The sequence below is a fragment of the Actinomyces procaprae genome, from assembly GCF_004798665.1.
Taxonomy (GTDB): Bacteria; Actinomycetota; Actinomycetes; order Actinomycetales; family Actinomycetaceae; genus Actinomyces; species Actinomyces procaprae.
In genome coordinates, this window is the sequence record NZ_CP039292.1 from 1,750,585 (window position 1) to 1,772,222 (window position 21,638).

Below are 21,638 nucleotides of genomic sequence, written 5' to 3' on the forward strand. Positions count from 1 at the left end.
TTGGCTCTATGCGGCGCGCACCTCGGCCACACGCCACGGGCCCGGAACCAGCACCAGCACCACCTCACGTGCCGCCTGCGCCGGCACAGTACGCACGGCGCCGTCCGCGGCCGTCCTCGTTGACGCCGGCTGCGACTGTCGGACCCGCACCGCCCGGGCACTCGTCCAGGTCTGCGCACAGTCGTCCGGCACCTCGACCTCGACTACGCCCAGCACCGAGGTGTCCAATCCGCTCACGCTCTCCCCCGCCTCGTTGAGCGCCTCCAGCACCGCCGCATCCGCTGCCGCCGCCGGCGAGCCCGGGACGGTGGTCTCGGCGAGAGCGGCCGCGTCGCCCGCGTTCAGAGCGGCGTCGCGCCGCCCCGCCAGGTCCACCACCACATCCCGGAGCGACTCCTGCCCCGAGGCCACGGGCGGCTGCGCGGATGACGTCGCGACGGACGCCCCCGAAGCGCTCGCCGTCGCCGAGACCTGGGCGCCTTGACCGGCGCCGAGCATCCCTATGACCGCCGCGACGCCGACGAGCCCGACCAGGGCGACGCCTCCCAGCCGCGCCCCGGCGGCGAGTCGGCTGCGGCGCTCGGGGCGCAGCCGACGGCGCGAGGGAACAACTCTTGTGGGCCGAGCCACTGCGGCCCGCAGCGCACCTGCCGCGAGTCGGGCGCCGTCGGGGAGGGCGACGCCGCCCGGCTTGGCGATCTCGGGGGCGCGGGCGGCGAGTGCCCGCGCACTGGGGCGTCGTTGCGGGGACGTGGCGAGTGCGTCCGCGAGGATCCGGTCCAGCCTGGTCCGCAGCATCGCGGACTCGGTGGCGCACTCGCGCAGGAGCGCCGCCAGCGCGTACACATCGGATGCGGGAGTGGCTGGGCCGCCGCCGCGCCGCTCCGGCGCTGCGCAGCGATCGGTTCCGGATTCGAGGATGCCGCCGAACAGGTCTATGAGCACCAGGCCGCCCTCGGTGGTGACCATGACATTGGCCGGCGAGACGTCCCCGTGCGCCAGTCCGTGCGCGTGCAGGTGCGCCAGGGCGCTGCCGACGTCGTCGAGGACCTTGGCGGTCTCGGCCCGGGTAAGCCCGCCGCGCGCTCCGAGGACCACCGCGAGATCTGCGCCGACAACCAGGTCGACGGTGACGGCTGCGCAGCCTCCGGGGAGGGAGATGATCTCGCGCACGGGGGCGATCCCCGGGTGGGTGAGCGCACGCAGCTCATCCAGGCGTCGCAGCGTGCGCGCGCCGGAGGCGTCGTCGGGCAGGTCGAGCAGGTGAATCACCACGTCCCGGCCGGCGGCGTCAAGTCCGCGGCGGGGCGCCCGCCGCCCCGGACTGTCTGCCCCCAGGGGCGCGCCGACGGCGAGTCCCGCCCGGATCAGCGCATCCTGGAGTTCCGGCTCGAGTGCTTCGGGGTCCTCCGGCCGGCCCCCGATCCGGGGGCTGCGGTTACGGTGCTGCTTGGTGCCCATGACCACCATGGTCCAGTGCCCGGGGACAAGGTCGCCAGAGGCAATGTGGCGCCTGTGGATAACCGATCACATCCAGGTCCTCGGCACCCGGCTCCGCGCTCATGTCCGCAGGTCGGCGCGAGCGTCACCCATTGAGGCGCTACCGGGCGCGTTCCGCCGGTCCAGCCCTGTGGCCGCACTCGTCTAGGCTGTCCGGGTGCAGCACCTGGAACGCGTGGACGTAGGCCTGGGAACCCGGCACGTGCCCTATGCGGAGGGCTGGGAGCTCCAGCGCGCCGTGCACGCGGCCGTCGCCGCCGGCCGCCGCCCTGCGACCGTGCTGCTGCTGGAGCACGAGAGCGTGTACACGGTCGGTCGGCGCACTCATTCCTGGGAGCGTCCGGAGGGGCCGTTCGCGGGGCCTGAGCGCGTGCCCGTGGTGGATGTGGACCGTGGCGGCAAGACCACCTGGCACGGCCCCGGGCAGCTGACCGCCTACCCGATCGTGCGCCTGGCCCCGCCGATCGACGTCATCAAGTACGTGCGCGCGCTCGAGGCCTCGGTCATGGATGTGTGCGCGGAGCTCGGCGTCGACACTGTGCGTGTTGAGGGGCGGTCCGGTGTGTGGGTTCCCGCCGTGCCGGGTCGTGAGGGCGGCGACGTGGCGCGCAAGGTCTGCGCCCTGGGTGTGCGGGTTGCCCGCGGGACGACTATGCACGGCATTGGCCTGAACGTGGATCCCGATCTGGCCGCCTTCGACCTGGACCGGATCATTCCTTGCGGTATCTCCGACGCCGGAGTCACGTCGCTGACGGCCCTGACCGGCGTCCACTACGAGGCGGCTGAGTTGGCGGCGCCGCTGATGCTTGCGCTGGAGCGCCATCTGCGGCCGCTGCTTGCCGACGCGTAGCGGGGCGCCCCGGGCGAGCCTGGTCGAATGCGCCGTGTCACACCCAACCCGCCACTAGGCCCTCAGTCCCATTTTCCGTCGTCGCGGGCATAGACTGTCGGCCCATGGTCCTACGTTCCAGAGGAGTGCCAGTGCCAGACGCCGTCGCCCCCGAAGGCCGCCGCCTGCTGCGCGTGGAGGCCCGCAACGCCGAGACGCCGATCGAACACAAGCCGAAGTGGCTGCGCACCCGCGCGGAGGTCACGCAGACCTATCAGGACGTGCGTAACCTGGTGCACAGCAATGAGCTGCACACGGTCTGCGCCGAGGCGAACTGCCCCAATGTCTACGAGTGCTGGAACGACCGCGAGGCCTCCTTCCTGGTGGCGGGGAGCATGTGCACGCGCCGCTGCGACTTCTGCAACATCGCCACTGGACGCCCCACCGAGTACGACCCCGGCGAGCCTGCCCGGGTGACCGCCTCGATCGCGGAGATGCGGCTGCGCTACGCCACCGTGACGGGGGTCTGCCGTGATGACCTGCCCGACGGCGGCGCCTGGCTCTACGCCGAGACCGCCCGCCTGGTGCACGCGCGCGTGCCCGGCTGCGGAATCGAGCTGCTGGTGCCCGACTTCAGGGGCCGGCAGGACGCGCTGCAGGAGGTCTTCGACTCCCGTCCCGAGGTCTTCGCCCACAACCTGGAGACGGTCCCCCGCATCTTCAAGCGGATCCGCCCGGCCTTCTCCTATGAGGGCAGCCTGGAGGTGCTCGCCCGTGCGTCGCGGGCGGGGCTGCTGACCAAGTCGAACCTGATCCTGGGCATGGGTGAGACTCGGGAGGAGATCGAGCAGGCGATCGCCGACCTGGTGGAGGTCGGCGTGAACATCCTGACAATCACCCAGTACCTGAGGCCCTCCAAGCTGCACCACCCGATCGACCGCTGGGTCAAGCCGCAGGAGTTCGTGGAGCTGGCCGCACTGGCCGAGCGAATGGGCATCAACGCCGTCATGAGCGGTCCGATGGTGCGCTCCTCATACCGCTCGGGCATGCTGTGGGCGCGTGCGATGCGCGCCACCGGAAGGACGATTCCCGCGAACATGACCGATCTGGCCGAGCCCGGCACCGCCAGGCAGGAGGCCTCCGCGCTGCTGGCCGCCGGGGCAGGCGGCCGCGCCGCCTCCTGACCATCGCCGCCGTCGGCTACAGTGGTGTGCGTGAGCACAGCCCAGAGCGCCCAGCCGAAGAAGAGAAGGCGCCTCGCCCAGGTCGCCCAGAACATCAAGGACTCCTACACCATCTCCCGGCGCAGTTACCCGTGGATCGGGTGGGCGCTGCTCGGCATCGTCGTGGCGCTGCTGGTGCTTGCAGGTGTACTCGCCGCCGTGACCAGCCAGGCGCTTTGGTACTGGCTGCTGATGGCCCTGGTGTTCGCGCTGATGGTCGACATGATCGTGCTGAGCCTGGCGACGCGCCGCGCCTCCTACATGCAGATCGAGGGCCACCCCGGTGCGGTGAAGGCCGTGCTCGACCAGGCCGGTCGCGGCTGGTTCGTGGAGTCCAATCCGGTCGCCTTCAGCCCCAAGGGGCAGGACCTCGTGTGGCGGATGGTTGGGCGTCCGGGCGTGGTCCTGGTTGCCGAGGGCTCTCCGGGCCGCACCCAGCACCTGATTGAGGATGAGAAGAAGATGCTGCACCGGATCCTGTCCACCGTCCCCGTGCACGTCATCTCCGTGGGAACGGCAGAGGGCCAGGTGCGGCTGATTCATCTGGAGCGCGCCCTGCGGCGGCTCCCCACCAAGCCCACCAAGCTGACCAACACGGAGATCGACCGGGTTGCGAAGCGGCTGTCCTCCCTGTCCGCCAAGGGCCTGCCGATCCCCAAGTACATGGATCCGAACAACATCCGCCCCGACCGCCGCGCCATCCGCGGGCGCTGACGCCGGGGCCCGCTCCCCGCATCGCCTCTCCCGAAACACTGCCGACACATTTGCGGCACCTCGGTGACACTCCGCCGCCCTAGCCTGCGTACGCCCGCCGGGCACCCGTACCGCACCCTCTCGTCACCCCCTTGGAGGAAACTACATGTTCAGTGACGCATCCGAAGCGCTGGCCTTCATCGAGAAGCAGGGGGTGCAGCTGGTCGATGTGCGTTTCTGCGACCTGCCCGGCGTCATGCAGCATTTCACGATCCCTGTGGCCGCCTTCAAGGACGAGGCGCTGACGGACGGATTGATGTTCGACGGGTCCTCCATTCGCGGCTTCACCGCCATTCACGAGTCGGACATGAAGCTCATCCCGGACGTGACCACGGCCTTCCTCGATCCCTTCCGCGAGCAGCGCACGCTGGTAATCAACTTCTCGATCGTGGACCCCTTCACGGATGAGGTCTACTCCCGGGATCCCCGCTCTATCGCCGCCAAGGCGGAGGACTACCTGCGCTCCACCGGTATCGCGGACACCTGCTACATCGGCGCCGAGGCCGAGTTCTACCTGTTCGACTCGATCCAGTATGAGACCACGCCCGCCTCCACCCGCTACCTGATCGACTCCGCCGAGGCGGCCTGGAACACCGGCCGTGACGAGCCGGGCGGGAACAAGGGCTACAAGACCGCCTTCAAGGGCGGCTACTTCCCCGTCTCCCCCAATGACCAGATGGCCGATCTGCGGGACCGGATCGTAAGCACCTGTATCGAGGCCGGACTTGACATCGAGCGTGCCCACCACGAGGTCGGCACTGCCGGCCAGCAGGAGATCAACTACCGCTTCGACTCCCTGCTGGCGGCGGGCGACGACATGATGAAGTTCAAGTACATCGTCAAGAACGAGGCCTGGCGCAACGGCAAGACCGCCACGTTCATGCCCAAGCCGATCTTCGGCGACAACGGCTCCGGCATGCACACCCACCACTCCCTGTGGAAGGACGGCAAGCCGCTGTTCTTCGATGAGCGCGGTTATGGGCAGCTGTCCGACCTGGCCCGCTGGTACATCGGCGGGATCCTGCGCCACGCCCCGAGCCTGCTGGCCTTCACCAACCCGTCGGTGAACTCCTTCCACCGCCTGGTGCCCGGCTTCGAGGCCCCGGTGAACCTGGTGTACTCGGCGCGCAACCGCTCCGCCTGCATCCGTATCCCCGTGACGGGCTCCTCCCCCAAGGCCAAGCGCATCGAGTACCGCGTCCCCGATCCCTCGGCCAACCCCTACCTGGCCTTCGCGGCCACGTTGATGGCCGGCATCGACGGCATCCGCAACCGCATTGAGCCGCGCGAGCCCGTGGACAAGGACCTGTACGAGCTGGCCCCGGAGGACTACCACGACATCGACAAGCTTCCGGGCACACTGGATGAGGCCCTGGAGGCTCTCGAGGCCGATCACGACTACCTGGCTGAGGGCGATGTGTTCACCGCGGATCTGATCGAGACCTGGGTGGACTACAAGCGCACCAATGAGATCGCCCCCATGCGGCAGCGCCCGCACCCGTATGAGTTCGAGCTGTACTACGACCTGTAAGCCGTCTCCCAGTGGGGCCCGGAGCAGACGTTTGCATATGTATGCCCTGATCTGGATATCCTAACGGCGGCTGTGGCCCCCTACCGGAAGGAACCGCGATGAGACTGGCCCGCAAGCGCTGTGCCGCCCTCGCAGGCGGGCTGTGCCTGGCGCTCTCGTTGACACTGCCGCTGTCCGCCTGCACGAATGCGGCGGACTGGAGGGCGACCGGGGAGGACGGCGCGGCGGCCTTCACCGGCTATGACACCTCCGGCGTCCAGGCACAGCAGGACATCATCGACATGCTCCCCGAGGGCGCCCTGGACGACGGCGTACTGGACGTGGCCGCCTCCACCGATTACGCGCCCGCGGAGTTCCTGGACACGGACGGGACCGCCATCGGCTACGACGTCGACCTGACCAAGGCGATCGCGGCCGTGTTGGGGGTGAAGTCGACCACCCACACCGCGGAGTTCGACTCCATCATCGCCGCCGTCGGCTCCAAGTACGACGCCGGCATCTCCTCCTTCACCGTGACCGCCGAGCGGGAGTCGGAGATGGACATGATCGCCTACATCAACGTCGGCTCCCGCTTCAACGTGGTGGCCGGCAACCCTGAGGGCGTGGACCCCTCCGACCACATGAACCTGTGCGGCCTGACCATCGGGGTGCAGACGGGGACGGCCCAGGAGGACGCCATGAACGCCGATTCCGCCGCCTGCACCGATGCGGGGCTGCCGGCGATTTCGGTGCGCTCCTACTCCTCCCAGTCGGAGGCCACCACCGGCCTGATCGGCCACGTGGTCGACGCCGTCTACTCCGACTCCACCGTCGCCGGGTACGCCGTCGAGCTGACCGACGGCGGGGTGGAGACCATCGGCGAGATCGAGGACGCGCTCCCCCAGGCCATCGTCCTGACCAAGGACGACCCGCAGTTCAACGCCGCCATCCAGGCGGCCGTCCAATACCTGATGGATGAGGGCATCTGGGAGGAGATCCTGGATGCGTGGGGGATTGAGGACGCCGCACTCACGACCGCAGAGCTGAACCCGAACGTGGAGCAGTGATCACCACCATGACAGCGACAGCCCAAGCCGATTCCACCGCAGCTGCGCCCGGCGCCGAGCAGCCGGTGCAGCTGAACCGCCTCAAGCCGGTTCCCCGCCCAGGCACCTGGATCAGTGCCACCATCGTCGCCGTCCTCGGCGCGATGCTGGCCCACGCCCTGCTGACCAATGAGAAGTTCCACTGGAGCACGGTGTGGTTCTTCTTCCGGGAGGTCCACGTGGTGCGGGCGGTGGGCTGGACGCTGCTGCTGACCTTCCTGGCCATGCTGATCGGGATTGTGCTGGCGGTGACGACGGCGGTGATGCGCCAGTCGTCGAACCCGGTGCTGCGCGGGGTGTCGCTGGCGTACCTGTGGTTCTTCCGGGGCACCCCGATCTACACCCAGCTGGTGTTCTGGGGGGCGCTGTCCGCCCTGTACCAGTACTTGAGCCTGGGGGTTCCCTTTGGGCCGGAGCTGATCACCTTCCGCACCACTACGGTGTTCACGCCGTTCGTCGCCGCCGTGCTGGGGCTGGGCATCAATGAGGGCGCCTACCTGTCGGAGATCGTGCGGTCGGGCCTGGCCAGCGTGGACCCCGGCCAGACCGAGGCGGCCGGCGCACTGGGCATGAGCCGGGGGCAGATCCTGCGCCGCATCGTCCTGCCGCAGGCGATGCGGGTGATTGTGCCGCCCACCGGCAACGAGACCATCTCCATGCTGAAGACCACCTCGCTGGTGCTGGCGGTGCCCTTCACGCTGGACCTGACCTTCGTCACCAACTCCTACGCCTCCTACACCTACCAGACCATCCCCCTGCTGATCGTCGCGGCCCTTTGGTACATCATCATCACTTCGATCCTGATGGTGGGGCAGCACTTCATTGAGCGCTACTACGGCCGCGGCTTCGACGGCTCCACCAAGGCCAGTGGCAGGCGGGGCATGTCAGCGCGCCAGCAGGCGATCCTGGACTCCCACACCACTAAGGAAACGCCCTTCCTGGAGGTCACCCCGTGAGCGCATCGAACGCAACTCCGGCCACGTCCGAGTCGGCCGTGCCCAAGGTCCGCATCGCCGGGCTGCACAAGTTCTTCGGGGAGCTGCATGTTCTCAAGGGCATCGACCTGACGGTGGAGCCCGGCTCCGTGACGGTGCTGGTGGGCCCCTCCGGCTCCGGGAAGTCGACGCTGCTGCGCTGCATCAATGAGCTGGAGACCATCGACGCCGGGCGCGTGTGGGTGGATGGCGAGATGATCGGCATGCGGGAGGAGCGGCGCCCGGACGGATCGGTGCGGCTGCACGCCCTGACGGACAAGCAGCGCGCCGCGCAGCGCTCGAAGATCGGCATGGTGTTCCAGCGCTTCAACCTGTTCCCGCACATGACGGCGCTGGGCAACGTCATTGAGGCGCCCATCCACGTGCGCCGCATGGACAAGCAGCAGGCGCGGGCGCGCGGTGTGGAGCTGCTGGAGCGGGTGGGGCTGGGCGACCGGCTTGACCACTACCCCTCCCAGCTGTCCGGTGGGCAGCAGCAGCGGGTGGCGATCGCCCGGGCGCTGGCCATGGACCCGGAGCTGATGCTTTTCGATGAGCCCACCTCCGCCCTGGACCCGGAGCTGGTGGGTGAGGTGCTGCAGGTGATGAAGGACCTGGCCGCGGATGGCATGACCATGGTGGTGGTCACCCACGAGATGGGCTTCGCCCGGGAGGTAGGGGACCAGCTGATCTTCATGGACGGCGGCCTCGTGTGCGAGTCCGGGGATCCGGTTGAGGTACTGGACCACCCCAGTCAGGAGCGCACCAAGGCCTTCCTCGCGTCCGTATTGTGATCAGGTTGCGCATACCCCCACTCCTACGGCCACTAAAGTGATGTAAGGCACGCTTATTCCTCTTACTTCCCTGGAGCCTCATGGACACGCAGCTGATCAAGGGTCGTATCGGTGATCAAGAGGTCCTGATTGAGGTTGTTCGCGCCCCCGGAAGCCAGGAGCTGTCAGGCGTGCGGGAGCGGGCCGCGGACCTGTTCGAGCGGGCAGGGGATGTGGTTGATGCCGCGGCAAAACAGGCCGCGGGCATGGTCCGTCGGGTGTGCGACCAGGCGGAGCCACCGGATGAGATCACGATCCAGATGGGACTGAGCCTGTCTACCACTGGCGCGATCGTCGTCGCCTCCTCCACCACTACGGCTTCGCTGGCGGTGTCCATGAAGTTCACTAACGCCTCCGGCAACCGGGGCGCCGTATGACGGCCGCCGCGGTGCCTGGCTACCTCGGGGTGGTTCTGAACGACTCCGATGAGGCTGTTGGCACCTGCTGGCTGGTGAGTCCCGGAAGGGTGGTCACTGCGGCGCACGTTCTGAGCGCCGTAGGCGTGAATCTGGTGCAGGCACACGCCGCCTTGGCGGTACCCGACGCCGCAGCACCCGTCCCCGAAGGGAACTCCCCCGCTCCGCAAATCCGGCTGCGTCAAGGCTTGAGTTCCACCGCGGCCACCCTTCGCGCTCGCGTCCTGCACCTCGACCTGGTTCTGGACTTGGCCCTGCTGGAGGTGGAGACCTCAGCTTGGTCGGCCGAGCCGGCACGGCTCGCAACCACCGCCGGGATACAACCTGGTGCCGCCGTACGCATTACCGGTGCCTCCAGCCGCCCCGATCCCGCTGCCGAGCGCGGTGTTACTGCATCCAGCACCAGCGGTCAGTGGGACGGCTGGGATTTCTACAGTGACATCACCACCGAGTTGCTGACCGTCAAGGCCTCCGGCGCGCAGCCCGGAATGTCGGGAGCGCCGGTTGTGCTGGCCGACGGCGGGGCCGTCATCGGCATGGTGACGGGGCGCTACAACTCGTCCGACGGCTGGAGCCGGGACCTGGTGTTCGCCGTTGGCGCGGAGTCGCTGGTCAGGTCATGTGGCGGCTGGCTGGAGGTTGAGCTTGAGGGAGAGCCGCGTCCCACCGAGGCCTTGCAGGCAGAGATACGTCTGGGACCGGGTGACTCGGTGACCGTGTCCTGTCCGGCGCTGAGCGTTGAAGTGAGCGTAACGGTCGGCTCCAAGGCTGCACTGTTTGGTCCCGCAGAGCGTCTGCGGCTGGCTCGGGCGGGCAGCCCACTGCTGGGGAACCACTCAGCGCCCCAGAATCGGAACCACACCCCGCTGTTGGATGCGCTGGATGAGATGGGCGCAGCGCTCACTCGGGTCTTCCTGCCGGGCGAGGCCGGAGCAGCGCTCTCCCAAATCATTGCCAAGGCTGAGGGTCAGACGGTGCCAGTAGAGCTGGCGCTTGATCTGTCCGTACGGCAGGACCTTCGCAACCTCCCCTGGGAGGCCATGCATGTGCCGGGAACCAGACGGCCGCTGGCGCTGCACTACCTGGTGACCTTCTTCCGCAAGGCCGTCGCCGCGCCGACCCCACGACGCGTGCCCGGACCACTGCGGATCGTGGTGGCCATAGCCTCTCCGATTGAGGGCGGGGGCGGCGCCCTGGACTACCAGGCGGAGTTGCGCGCTATCACCACCGCCGTCCGCGAGGCGCGTAGCACCAATGCGCGGGTGCGAATAGTCCAGTTCGCTACCACCGGAGAGATCCGGCGGGCTTTGGAGCAGGAGAACCCGCATGTTCTGCACATCTCGGGTCACGGTGCCGCAGGCCTGCTCGTACTCGAGGACGAGCACGGTGCCGCCCGGCGTGTCAGCGCAAAGGAGCTCATTGAGGAGGCGATCCCGGCCGGCGGTATGCCGCCGCTGATCTGCCTGGCAGCCTGTGAGTCCAATGCGTCTGCGGGCAACGAGGCTACCTCCTTCGCCGATGAGCTTGTGGCTGCGGGAGCGCCAAACGTCATTGGCACAGAGGACGCGGTCTCTGACCACTATGCCACTCTGGTGTTCTCCAAGGTCTACGCCGAGCTTGCTGCAGCAAGGAACCCGGATCCCGTTTACGCCCTGGCCCAGGCTCGTCGGGAGGTCCGACGGATATGCGCTGAAAGCTCCAATCCGCGCCAGCAAACCGAGCAGGTGCTGGCGGGCTGGAGCATGGTAACGGTCCAGGCCTCCGGCTGTGGGCAGGCGATCACCGCACCACCAGAGAAGGAAACGCAGTCGTCGGCGCCGATGACTTCCGTGCGTGCAATGAATTCACTGCCCTCGTTGGGCACCGGATTCTTCGTGGGACGACGCCGGGAGCAGCTGCGCGTGCCCCAATTGCTGCTCTCCGATACCCATGCCGGCGTGGTATTTCATGGGATTGGCGGCATCGGGAAGTCAACACTGACAGCGGAGGTCCTCCGCCGTACCGCTGAGCTGCAGCCGGTGCTTGTGGTTGATATGCGTGGCATAGTACGAGTTGAGGAGCTCTTCCAGCGAATCGCGTCCCGCCTGCGCATCAGCCTCGGCAATCAGGCCTCTAACCCCCAGGTGAATCAGCTGCTGGGGCTACTGGCCAACACCGAGATCGGTTGGTCCGAGCGCCTGGACCTGCTGCAAGGCACGCTGCTGCAGCAGATTCCCCTCATCCTGGTGCTGGACAACTTCGAAGACAATCTCACCTTCATCGACGGCGCCTATCGCCTGACCGATCCCCTGCTTGCCGAGTTCTTAGTGCAGTTTCTGACTGTTCTCGGCCGTGGCAGGCTGCTGGTGACCTGCCGTTACCGTTTCAGCCTGCCCGAAGATGCTACGGCGGCGCTAGAGTGGATTGCCCTGGAGCCCTTGAGCTTTGCCGAGACCACTCACCTGGCCTGGTCCCTGCCGCAGCTGGATGCTCTGGAGGTCGCCGACCTGCGGACCCTGTGGGCAGGTGTGGGTGGGCACCCCAGAACCCTGGAGACAGTGGATGCGCTGCTGAACCGTGGAAGGGGGCGCCTGCCTCGAATAACCCGCGAGCTGCGCGGCCGATTGCGTAGCAGCCTTCCCGAAGGCGTTAGTCCGGAGGAATGGCTGGCGGAAGGGCGTACGCTTGATGCCGCCATCGCTGACGCTGTTACGGTCGCGGCCGACGATGTGCTCCTGCCGCAGTTGCTGGCGACTCTTAGCAGCGACGCCCAGCGCCTCCTGCTCGGCATGTCCGTGTTCCGGGAACCGGTTAGTCCTGCCGCGGCACTCTTCGCCGTGGGCGACGAGGTTCCTCCTTCTAAGGCCTCCGATGAGGATTCCTCCCTCGGTCTGCCGAGTACGGATCTGCCGCTAAACGATCTGCTCCATGAGCTCGTTGGATCCACGCTGCTCACGGTCATCACGCCCGGGGACGGCGAGGACACCAGGTTCTTCGTTCACCGTTGGCTGGCGGAGGCACTGGAACGCGTTGTGGCTGCCGCTAGCCCGAATGCCGAGGTGGAAGAGCTTGCCGCCGAACGGCATCGGCGCGCCGCGGAGTACTGGCGTTGGAGCTACCGGATGCGCCCCCAGGGTGCGAGTTCTGGTCCCATGGATGCGCACGACTTGCTCGAGGCGCGGCACCATCACTCCCGCTCTGGCGACGCGGAGGCAGCCGATGACGTTGCGCAGAACGCTGCGGATATTCTTCACACCGTCGGTTGGTGGGATGAGGATTTCTCTCTCGCACATCAGCAGCTTAGCGGCAGTAACCTGTCCGACATCCGCCGTGCCACCTGGATACACCATCTCGGCATCCTCGCCCAGGCCCGTGGCGACTACGAACAGGCCGAGGAGCACTACCACCACTCCCTCAAGATCAAGGAGCAGCTGGGCAACCAGGCCGGCATCGCCAGCGCCCACCACCAACTCGGCATTCTCGCCCAGAACCGTGGCGACTACGAGCAGGCCGAGAAGCACTACCACCACTCCCTCACAGTCTTCGAGCGGCTGGGAGACCAGGCCAGCATCGCCACCACCCACCACCAGCTCGGCAACCTCAGCTATCTCCGTGGCGACTACCAGCAGGCCGAGAAGCACTACCACCACTCCCTCAAGATCAAGCAGCAGCTGGGCGACCAGGCAGGCATCGCCAGCGCCCACCACCAGCTCGGCATGCTCGCCCAGAACCGTGGCGACTACGAGCAGGCCGAGAAGCACTACCAGCGCTCCCTCGCGGTCTTCGAGCGGCTGGGAGACCAGGCCGGCATCGCCGCCACCCACCACCAACTCGGCATGCTCGCCCAGAACCGTGGCGACTACGAGCAGGCCGAGAAGCACTACCACCACTCCCTCAAGATCGCGGAGCAGCTGGGCGACCAGGCAGGCATCGCCACCACCCATGGGCAGCTCGGCAACCTCAGCTATCTCCGTGGCGACTACCAGCAGGCCGAGGAGCACTACCACCACTCCCTCAAGATCGCGGAGCAGCTGGGCGACCAGGCAGGCATCGCCACCACCCATGGGCAGCTCGGCAACCTCAGCTATCTCCGTGGCGACTACCAGCAGGCCGAGGAGCACTACCACCACTCCCTCAAGATCGCGGAGCAGCTGGGCGACCAGGCAGGCATCGCCACCACCCATGGGCAGCTCGGCACCCTCGCCCAGGCCCGTAGCGACTATGAACAGGCCGAGGAGCACTACCAGCGCTCCCTCGCGGTCTTCGAGCGGCTGGGCGACCAGGCCAGCATCGCCACCACCCACCACCATCTCGGCATCCTCGCCCAGGCCCGTGGCGACTACCAGCAGGCCGAGAAGCACTACCAGCGCTCCCTCGCGGTCTTCGAGCAGCTGGGCGACCAGGCCAGCATCGCCACCACCCACCACCAGCTCGGCAACCTCGCCCAGAACCGTGGCGACTACCAGCAGGCCGAGAAGCACTACCACCACTCCCTCGCGGTCTTCGAGCAGCTGGGAGACCAGGCCAGCATCGCCACCACCCACCACCAGCTCGGCAACCTCGCACAGGACCGAGGCGACCCGGCAGAGCAGGCCATCCACGCATATAGCGCCGCCATGGACCACGCAGCGCGCTGCTCCACATCGGTTCAGGTCCTGGCAATCGCGACCTCGGTTGCTTCTCGCGCACAGGACCTTGGCGCACCTAAGCTCGCCGCTCGGGCGTGCCTATTCCTCGTCCGTAGAGCACCGGAGAGCGCCAATCCCAAAGATGCTCTCGCACAGGGGTTACTAGGTCTGAAGTCGCTTTTCGCCGCGGGCTATCAGGCAGAAGTTGATGCGTTGCTCTCGCCGTTCCTGGCCGAGCTGTCGCCTGACTTTGCACGCTCTATTCGCAGCTTCATACAGGGCGAATCAAACCCCGAGTGAAGGCCGTCCGGCAATCTCCGCAACCGTCTGAGCCGCCCACCTACCGCACGGCGTCGGTCCGCCAGCTGCCCTCGTCCCAGTCGACCAGCCGCCAACCCGACTCCGGGTCGCCCTCCACCACGCTGACCGCCGTGTTGCGCATGGGATGGTCCGCGATCCAGGCGGGGTCCGCGCCCCCGGCTGCGGCCGCCGCCAGCGCCACCCACAGCCGCAGGATGGTGCCGTGCGCCACCAGCAGGGCGGTGCCGCCGGTGCGGGTGGAGTTGTAGATCTCCTCCACCACGCCGTTGAAGCGGGCGAAGGTGTCGGCACCGTCCTCCGGGCTGCCGGGGATCCGCGCCGCCGTTCGCCCCACCATCCAGGAGCGGGTGGTGTCCGTGTAACAGGCCACCGAACGCACATCCGTGTTCATCTCGATATCGCCCGCCAGTACCTCACGCAAGCCCGGGCGGATGCGGGCAGCCAGGCCCGTGGCCCGCTCAATCGGCGCGATCGTCTCCCGGGCACGCTGAATCGGCGACACCCACAGTGAGGAGATCGCGTCCAGGTCCCCGCTGGACTCCAGGCGGGCGGGCAGCAGGGATGCCTGCTCCACGCCGACCGCGTCGAGGGAATTGCCGGGGAATGCGGTGTCCAGGGCGCCGGCGACATTCGCAATGGTGCGGCCGTGGCGGACGAGAAGAAGCTTCACGGCGCCTATCCTGCCAGGCGCCCGGGGACTCCCGCGAGGCCCCCAGGGGACGTCACGACCACGGATAGGGGCCACCGCCATGGGCGCCGCCCCCACGTCCCCGCCCACCGGCACGTGTCGGCGCCTTCCGCGGCGTTGCCGCGCGCGCCGCGCCCGCAGCACCCCGCCGCCCAGCGGTGGCCGCCCGCTGGGCGACGGCGGGCCGGACCGGGGCGGCATCGCCGAACACCACATGCTCCACCACACGCCGGGCGTGCCTGGCCGTACGCCGGTAGATGTCCTCCAGGTCCCGCTCACTGCCCGCCGGGATGCCCAGCAGTCGGGCCACCAGGCGGATCTCCCGCTGGTCCGTGGGCAGCACCTGCACCCGTTCCCCGCCCTCGCGGCCGGTCCCGAGCACCGTCGCGGCCCGCACCCGGGAGGCCAGGACCCAGGCGGCGGTAAGCCTGGCGGCATCATCCACCTCAACCAGGCCCGCCCTGGTGGCCGCAGACAGCGCCTCCAGTGTGGAAGTCGTGCGCAGGCCCGGCACCCGGGCCGCCTGGGTCAGTTGCAGCACCTGCGCCGACCACTCGACGTCGGACAGGCCGCCCGGGCCGAGCTTGACGTGCCGGCTCGGATCAGCGCCACGCGGCAGCCGCTCGGCCTCCATACGCGCCTTCAGCCTCCGGATCTCCCGCAGCCCGGCCTCGTCAAGGCCGTCCGGGCTCCACCTCAGCGGACCAATCAGCGCCTCGAAGCGCTCCCCCAGGTCCCGGTCCCCCGCGCAGGCGCGGGCGCGCAGCAGCGCCTGACGCTCCCACACCGCGCCCCACCGCTGGTAGTACTCGGCATAAGACTCCAGGCTCCTCGATACCGGCCCCTGCCGTCCCTCCGGGCGCAGGCCGGTATCCACCACCAGCGGATGCGGGCGCGCCTGGGCCAGCAGGCGCGCCACCAGCTTGGCGACAGCCTCCGCCTCCGCGGCCGCCACGTCCGGGTCCGCGCCGGGCAGGGGCTCATGGACGAACAGCACGTCCGCGTCGGAGGTGTAAGTGATCTCCCGCCCACCCAGCCGGCCCATGGCGATGATCGCGTGGCGGGCCGCCGCGGCGGGCCAGCCCCCATCCTCATCCGGGCCGGCGGCAACCGCCCCCTGCCCCTCCCGCTGAGCAACCACCAGGCCCGTGGCCACGGTCAACGCCGCCCCCAGGGCCGCGTCGGTGGCATCCCCGAGAATCCGCGCCGTCCGTCCCGGGTCGACGCCGTCCAGGGAGTCCGCCAGCGCAGCCCGGATCAGCTCCCGGCTGCGCACGCCCATAACCGCGCGGATAGCCTCAGTGGCCTGCCGCTCCAGGCCCGCCGCGTCACCGGCGGTGAAGGCGCGCCGACGCAGGACCCGTTCGGTCTCCGCACAGATTGAGCCGGGCGGGCGGGGGGCGAGCTCGGCGTCGTCGTCGAGCCACGCAATCGACTCGGGGCGCTCGGCCAGCCGGTCCGTGGTCCAGCGGGCACCCGACAGCACCTGGCACAGGCGGCGCGCGGCCACCGGCGAGTCCCGCAGCATCGCCAAGTACCAGTGGGAGCCGCCGATCGACTCCGACAGGCGCCGGAAGGAGAGCAGCCCGTTGTCCGGGTCGGGTCCCTGCCCGATCCACCCGATGATCACCGGCAGCAACTGGCGCTGAATGGCGGCACGACGACTCACCCCCTCGGTCAGCGCCTGAATGTGGCGCAGGGCGCCATCGGGGTCCAGGTAGCCGAAAGCTGCCAGGCGCTCCCGGGCGGCGTCGGGGGTGAGTGTCAGCTCCTCGGAGCTCAGGCTGGCGGCGGCACTGAGCAGCGGGCGGTAGTAGATCTCCTCGTGCAGGGCCCGCACGCGGCGCCGCACCGAGTTGAACAGCTTGCGCACCGCCGGCGGATCCTGCAGGCGGCGCCGGTCGATTCCCCGTCCGATGCGGCGCAGGTCCGCGTCACCGGCGGGCAGGTCGTGGGTGCGGCGCATCCGCAGCAACTGCGAACGATGCTCAAGCAGCCGCAGCATCCGGTAGCAGTCGCCGAGCTCCGCCGCATCCGTACGCCCCACGTAGCCGCTCGCCGACAGCTGCGCGAGCGCATCCAGAGTCCCCGCCACGCGCAGCCGCTCGTCCACGCGCCCGTGCACCAGCTGCAGCAGCTGCACGGTGAACTCCACGTCCCGCAGGCCGCCCGGCCCGAGCTTGATGCGGCGGTCGTCGGAGCCCGGGTGGGCCGACTCCGTCTCCACACGCCGACGCATGGCGCGGGCGTCGTCAACGAAGTTCTCCCTACGACTGGCCGACCAGACCAGCGGGGACACCCCGGCCTCGTACGCGGCGCCCAGCTGCCGGTCCCCGGCGCAGGCGCGCGCCTTTAGCAGGGCCTGGAACTCCCAGGAGGACGCCCACCGCTCGTAGTAGGCCAGGTGGGAGTCCAGGGTGCGCACCAGCGCCCCGTCCTTGCCCTCGGGGCGCAGCGCCGTGTCCAGCGGCCACAACGGCGGCTCGGTTCCGGAGGCGGAGGTGACGCGAGCGATCTCAGTGGCGAGCTGAGTGCCGATCCGGACGACGGACTCCTCATCCGCACTCCCGGCACCATCCCGGCCGGCCGGCCCCACCACGTACACGACGTCGACGTCGGAAATGTAGTTCAGCTCCCGGGCGCCGGTCTTGCCCATGGCGATGATGGCCATCTCCACCTCGGCCGCACCAGGGCCGACGACGGCGCGCGCCACGGCCAGCGCCCGCCTCAAGGGCCGCGTCGGCCAGCGCGGTCATGCGGCGGCCCACCACCGGCATGTGCGCCAGGGGCGTATCGCAGGTCAGATCGTCGGCGACAACCGCGAGCAGGCGGTCACGATAGGCCACCCGCAACGCACTGACCGCCAGTTCAGCAACCTCGCCGGACACGGGGCACGGGCACGCCATCCAGCACCGCGGCGACGGCGTCGTGCAGGACCGCTTCAGGCGCCGGCTGCTCGGGAGCGTCCCAGGCGTGCCGGGGGGCAAGGGCTTCGAGGTGCTCGGGGTGCGTGACGAGGAAGTCGCCGAGCGCCTGGGAGGCACCGAGCACGCAGACCAGGCGCCGCAGGTGGGCGACGCGGGCCGCGTCGGTGTCCTGCGGGCCCTCCCCGGCCGCCACGGGTTGCGCACCGCCAGTGGGCACGCGCGCCGCGGCGCCATCCCCCTGCAGCAGGGTGCTCAGTGTGCGCGCAGGCGCCCCCAGGCACTCCTGCGCGCCGTCGTCCCCGCCAATGACGGTGCATGCCTCCGCCAGCCGGACCAGGGCGAGCAGGGCGAGGTCCGGATCGGCGGCGCGGCCGAGCTCGTCCACAAGCTGTTCCCGAGCCGGGTCCAGCGGTGGCAGCTCACCCGGAGCCGGGGATTCGGGCTGGGGCGGGGCGGGAGGAAGGAAGGGCGCCAGCGCCGGGTCGGTGAGCAGCCCATAAGCACGCCGCACCTCAGTGAACCCGGCCCACAGCAGCCGCGCCCGCGTGCTCGGCCAGCGGCCACGCCGATTACCCGCCGGGCCGCCAGGCGCCGGCACCTCGGGCGTCAACTCGTCACGCCGTCCCCTCGTCTCCCCGCGACCGCTGGACATTTCCGCCTCACAGCCGTGGGAAGAACTGGCTGATCTCGAAGTCGGTGACCTGCGCGTCGTAGGCCAGGTACTCCCGGCGCTTGTTGCGGCGGAAGAACTCGAAGGCGTCCTCCCCCAGCGTGTCCGCCACCAGGTCCGACTCGGCCATCGCCGCCACCGCACTCTTCAGCGAGGTGGGCAGGGCGCCGATGCCAAGCGACTTGCGCTCCAGCTCCGACAGTGCCCACACGTCATCCTCCGCCTCCGCGGGCAGCTCGTAGCCCTCCTCGATTCCCTTCAGGCCGGCGGCGAGGATAACGGCGAAGGCCAGGTAGGGATTGGCCGAGGAGTCGATCCCCCGGTACTCGATGCGCGCGGACTGCGCCTTGCCGGGCTTGTGCATGGGCACGCGCACCAGGGCGGAGCGGTTGTTGTGGCCCCAGCACACGTAGCTGGGGGCCTCGTCGCCGCCCCACAGCCGCTTGTAGGAGTTGACGTGCTGGTTGGGTCACCGCGCAGATCTCGGTGGCGTGGTGCAGCAGGCCGGCGATGAAGGCGCGGCCGGTGGCGGACAGCTGGTACTGGCCGGCCGGGTCGTGGAAGGCATTGCGGTCGCCCTCGAACAGGGAGAAATGCGTATGCATGCCGCTGCCGGGCTGGCCGATGAACGGCTTGGGCATGAAGGTGGCCTGACAGCCCTCTTGCAGGGCCACCTCCTGGACGACGGCCCTGAACGTCATGATGTTGTCGGCCATGGACAGTGCGTCGGCGAAGCGCAGGTCGATCTCATTCTGGCCCGGGGCCGCCCTCATGGTGGGAGAACTCCACCGAGATGCCCATCTGCTCGAGCATCAGAATGGCGTGGCGGCGGAACTCGTGCGCCGTGCCCCCGGGAACGTGGTCGAAGTAGCCGGCGTAATCGGTGGGGGTGATCCGGCCGTCACCGTTGCGGTCCACCAGGTAGAACTCGATCTCGGGGTGCACGTAGCAGGTGAAGCCGGCGTCGGCCACCCGGGCCAGCTGCCGCTCCAGAACCGCACGTGGGTCGGTGCGGGCGGGCTCGCCGTCGGGGGTGAGCACGTCACAGAACATGCGGGCAACGCTGTTGACCTCCTCCCGCCACGGCAGCATCTGGAAGGTCGACGGATCCGGGGAGAGCAGCATGTCGGACTCGAACACGCGGGTGAGCCCCTCAATGGCGGAGCCGTCAAACCCGATGCCCTCCTCGAATGCGCCCTCAACCTCCGCGGGCGCGATTGCAACCGACTTCAGCTGCCCGAGCACATCGGTGAACCACAGGCGGATGAAGCGGATGTCGCGCTCCTCAATGGCGCGGAGCACGTACTCCTGCTGCTTGTCCATGACGTCTGCATTGCCTCCCTGCACGGCACTGACACGCGCTGACCCGCGACGGGCCGCCGCTGTCACCTTCCACGGCCAGCCTATCGGCTGAAGCAGTCCACCGGGCTTCACGCGGCGGTGTGGCGGGCACGGCTGGACCCCTGTGCCCCCGTTGGACCGCTGTCCCCCCGTTGGACCGCTGTAACCGGCGGCTACGGCGGTCCATCGGGGCGTTGAGCGGTCCAACGGGGCGTTGAGCGGTCCATCGGGGCGCGAGGGTGCTCGCGAAGGCGACTCCGCGTCCTCCACGGGCACACGCAGCCCACCCGAACTCGGGCCCCGCTGTCCCGAGTTGCCGGCGCGAACGCGCGCCTTTGCCCGGTGGCGTGCCGTGCGGGGCTGTCAAGGCACGGGGCTCGACAGCCCCCGCGCCCGCCAGCGGGGCCAACCACCACGCACTCCGCGTCTACTACGCCACTTCGGGGTTAACAACGCCAGTTAACCGTCTGCTGAAGGGCTCCGGGCCATACAGCAGAGCGTTAAGTAGCGTTGTTAACGCCCAACCGGCGCAGCAGAACCCCCAGTCCACTCACGCACCCGCCCCCCGGACCCCTGCTCCCGACCGGCCCGCAGACACCACACCCCCAAACCGGAAGCGCCCGAAGTGTCCCATTCGCTGTACTCCTGAGCGCCACACCGGCCGGGGTCTCGTCATCGGCGCACGCTCAAGGACCGGGCTCGGGAGCGTGATCCGCATGATTCCGCGGTTTTCCCGCACGGCTCAAAACACCACCAGGGCTCCAGCGTACGGCAAGGCCTCCGGCGCACGCTGGAGCGTTGCAGCAACTTCACCCCGATTTCACGGTTCGGCATAATTCCAACGAAAAACCGAGCTCATCCACATGCTCGCGACAGTTCGAGCGTGCAGCCCTCAACCGTCATACCGACAACAACCTCGCACCCCGGCTCCGCAGCCGCTCGTCGCCGTCAAGGAATCGAATGAGTAGCTCCGCACGGCGAGTAGGCTCCGGACATGAGCACTTCCGCTTCCGACCAGTCAGCCGCTAACACCACCGCGGTAGACGCCTCCCCCGCCACCGACCGTCCTGCCGCCGAAGTCACCACCCCGGCCGCAGCGGGGCTGCAGCTCTCACAGGTCAAGAAGGTGCGGGTACACCACCTGCTCAGCGCCAAGGAGCGCGGCGAGAAGCTGACCATGCTCACCGCGTACGACGCCGTCACCGCGCGGATCCTGGACGCGGCCGGCACCGACATGCTGCTGGTGGGCGACTCGCTGGGAAATGTCATGCTCGGCTATGACTCCACCATGCCGGTCACCCTGGATGAGATTGCGGTGGCCACTCGCTCCGTGGCTCGTGCCACCGAGCGGGCGCTGGTGGTGGCTGACCTGCCCTTCGGCACCTACGAGGCCGGCCCCGAGCAGGCCCTGGCCAGTGCGGTCCGGCTGATGCGCGTAGGCGCCAACGCCGTCAAGCTCGAGGGCGGACGCCCACGAGCGGCCACGGTGCGCGCACTGTCCGACGCAGGCATCCCGGTGGTCGGCCACCTCGGCTTCACTCCCCAGTCGGTCAACAAGCTCGGCGGATTCCGCGTGCAGGGCCGCGGGCAGGAGGCGCAGGAGGCACTGCTGGCCGACGCCGTCGCGTTGGCAGACGCGGGTGTGATCGGGATGGTGCTGGAGATGGTGCCTGAACCGGTGGCGGCGCGCATCACGCAGACCGTGCCGGTGCCCACGATCGGCATCGGCGCGGGGGTCCACTGCGACGGCCAGGTGCTGGTGTGGACCGACATGGCGGGCATGACCGCCTGGAAGCCGCGCTTCGCACGGCAGTTCGGCCAGGTGGGTCAGGCCCTGCAGCAGGCCGCCCAGGACTACAACACCGCGGTACGCGACGCCTCATTCCCAGGACCGGCGGAGAGCTTCGAGGCTTAGAAGAGGCCAAGAAGCTGTACCCGCC

Annotated in this window: 14 protein-coding genes and 1 pseudogene; 10 read left to right on the forward strand and 5 right to left on the reverse strand. The window is 68.9% G+C overall.

The window, feature by feature from the left end; all coding sequences use genetic code 11:
- Positions 1-6: 6 nt before the first annotated feature.
- Complete coding sequence (locus E4J16_RS06995) at positions 7-1,461, reverse strand: serine/threonine-protein kinase (RefSeq protein WP_136313619.1); 1,455 nt, start codon at positions 1,459-1,461, stop codon at positions 7-9.
- A 205-nt stretch (positions 1,462-1,666) separates the two neighbouring features.
- Here E4J16_RS06995 and lipB point away from each other — a divergent pair, with 205 nt between their 5' ends.
- From lipB to E4J16_RS07040, 9 genes are all read left to right on the forward strand, one after another.
- Positions 1,667-2,350 (forward strand): lipoyl(octanoyl) transferase LipB, encoded by a 684-nt coding sequence (gene lipB / locus E4J16_RS07000; RefSeq protein ID WP_136194564.1) that lies wholly within the window; start codon positions 1,667-1,669, stop codon positions 2,348-2,350.
- 131 nt (positions 2,351-2,481) lie between these two features.
- Positions 2,482-3,513 (forward strand): lipoyl synthase, encoded by a 1,032-nt coding sequence (lipA, locus tag E4J16_RS07005; RefSeq protein ID WP_136313620.1) that lies wholly within the window; start codon positions 2,482-2,484, stop codon positions 3,511-3,513.
- Positions 3,514-3,543: 30 nt separating this feature from the next.
- The gene (locus tag E4J16_RS07010) at positions 3,544-4,266 is read left to right on the forward strand and encodes a DUF4191 domain-containing protein (RefSeq protein WP_136313621.1); all 723 of its coding nucleotides are present in this window, start codon (positions 3,544-3,546) and stop codon (positions 4,264-4,266) included.
- A 145-nt stretch (positions 4,267-4,411) separates the two neighbouring features.
- Complete coding sequence (gene glnA / locus E4J16_RS07015; protein WP_136313622.1) at positions 4,412-5,836, forward strand: type I glutamate--ammonia ligase; 1,425 nt, start codon at positions 4,412-4,414, stop codon at positions 5,834-5,836.
- 98 nt (positions 5,837-5,934) lie between these two features.
- On the forward strand, positions 5,935-6,882 hold the full coding sequence (locus E4J16_RS07020) for an ABC transporter substrate-binding protein (RefSeq protein ID WP_136313623.1): 948 nt from the start codon (positions 5,935-5,937) through the stop codon (positions 6,880-6,882).
- A gap of 8 nt (positions 6,883-6,890) precedes the next feature.
- Positions 6,891-7,877, forward strand: coding sequence for an amino acid ABC transporter permease (locus tag E4J16_RS07025; protein ID WP_136194561.1), 987 nt, complete (start codon positions 6,891-6,893; stop codon positions 7,875-7,877).
- The gene (locus E4J16_RS07030) at positions 7,874-8,689 is read left to right on the forward strand and encodes an amino acid ABC transporter ATP-binding protein (RefSeq protein WP_275669593.1); all 816 of its coding nucleotides are present in this window, start codon (positions 7,874-7,876) and stop codon (positions 8,687-8,689) included. The genes E4J16_RS07025 and E4J16_RS07030 overlap by 4 nt, the downstream gene beginning before the upstream one ends.
- A gap of 80 nt (positions 8,690-8,769) precedes the next feature.
- Positions 8,770-9,105 (forward strand): CU044_2847 family protein, encoded by a 336-nt coding sequence (locus E4J16_RS07035; protein WP_136313624.1) that lies wholly within the window; start codon positions 8,770-8,772, stop codon positions 9,103-9,105.
- A complete protein-coding gene (locus E4J16_RS07040) occupies positions 9,102-14,051 on the forward strand; it encodes a tetratricopeptide repeat protein (protein ID WP_136313625.1) in 4,950 nt (1,649 codons plus the stop codon). Before E4J16_RS07035 ends, E4J16_RS07040 begins: the two co-directional genes overlap by 4 nt.
- A 40-nt stretch (positions 14,052-14,091) precedes the next feature.
- On the opposite strand, the gene E4J16_RS07045 is transcribed toward E4J16_RS07040, so the two are convergent.
- The 4 genes and pseudogenes from E4J16_RS07045 to glnA (E4J16_RS07055) all read right to left on the reverse strand — a co-directional run bounded on the left by E4J16_RS07045 (position 14,092) and on the right by glnA (E4J16_RS07055) (position 19,680).
- Positions 14,092-14,742: a histidine phosphatase family protein gene (locus tag E4J16_RS07045; RefSeq protein WP_136193310.1), complete on the reverse strand. Its 651-nt coding sequence runs from the start codon at positions 14,740-14,742 to the stop codon at positions 14,092-14,094.
- 52 nt (positions 14,743-14,794) lie between these two features.
- Entirely contained in the window at positions 14,795-17,473 is a 2,679-nt protein-coding gene (locus E4J16_RS07050; protein ID WP_338028881.1) for a bifunctional [glutamine synthetase] adenylyltransferase/[glutamine synthetase]-adenylyl-L-tyrosine phosphorylase, read from the reverse strand.
- A 155-nt stretch (positions 17,474-17,628) separates the two neighbouring features.
- The gene (locus E4J16_RS16050; protein WP_338028882.1) at positions 17,629-18,339 is read right to left on the reverse strand and encodes a hypothetical protein; all 711 of its coding nucleotides are present in this window, start codon (positions 18,337-18,339) and stop codon (positions 17,629-17,631) included.
- Between the two features lie 7 nt (positions 18,340-18,346).
- Positions 18,347-19,680 (reverse strand): annotated as a pseudogene (gene glnA, locus E4J16_RS07055) (type I glutamate--ammonia ligase).
- A gap of 1,144 nt (positions 19,681-20,824) precedes the next feature.
- Here glnA (E4J16_RS07055) and panB point away from each other — a divergent pair.
- Positions 20,825-21,613, forward strand: a complete 789-nt coding sequence (gene panB, locus E4J16_RS07060; protein WP_275669604.1) for a 3-methyl-2-oxobutanoate hydroxymethyltransferase — start codon at positions 20,825-20,827, stop codon at positions 21,611-21,613.
- The last annotated feature ends 25 nt before the right edge of the window (positions 21,614-21,638 follow it).

Coding starts and splice junctions, on each gene's coding strand:
- E4J16_RS06995 (WP_136313619.1), bottom strand. CDS start 1,461: ATGGGCACCAAGCAGCACCGTAACCGCAGCCCCCGGATCGGGGGCCGG.
- glnA (WP_136313622.1), top strand. CDS start 4,412: ATGTTCAGTGACGCATCCGAAGCGCTGGCCTTCATCGAGAAGCAGGGG.
- E4J16_RS07020 (WP_136313623.1), top strand. CDS start 5,935: ATGAGACTGGCCCGCAAGCGCTGTGCCGCCCTCGCAGGCGGGCTGTGC.
- E4J16_RS07025 (WP_136194561.1), top strand. CDS start 6,891: ATGACAGCGACAGCCCAAGCCGATTCCACCGCAGCTGCGCCCGGCGCC.
- E4J16_RS07035 (WP_136313624.1), top strand. CDS start 8,770: ATGGACACGCAGCTGATCAAGGGTCGTATCGGTGATCAAGAGGTCCTG.
- E4J16_RS07040 (WP_136313625.1), top strand. CDS start 9,102: ATGACGGCCGCCGCGGTGCCTGGCTACCTCGGGGTGGTTCTGAACGAC.
- E4J16_RS16050 (WP_338028882.1), bottom strand. CDS start 18,339: ATGTCCAGCGGTCGCGGGGAGACGAGGGGACGGCGTGACGAGTTGACG.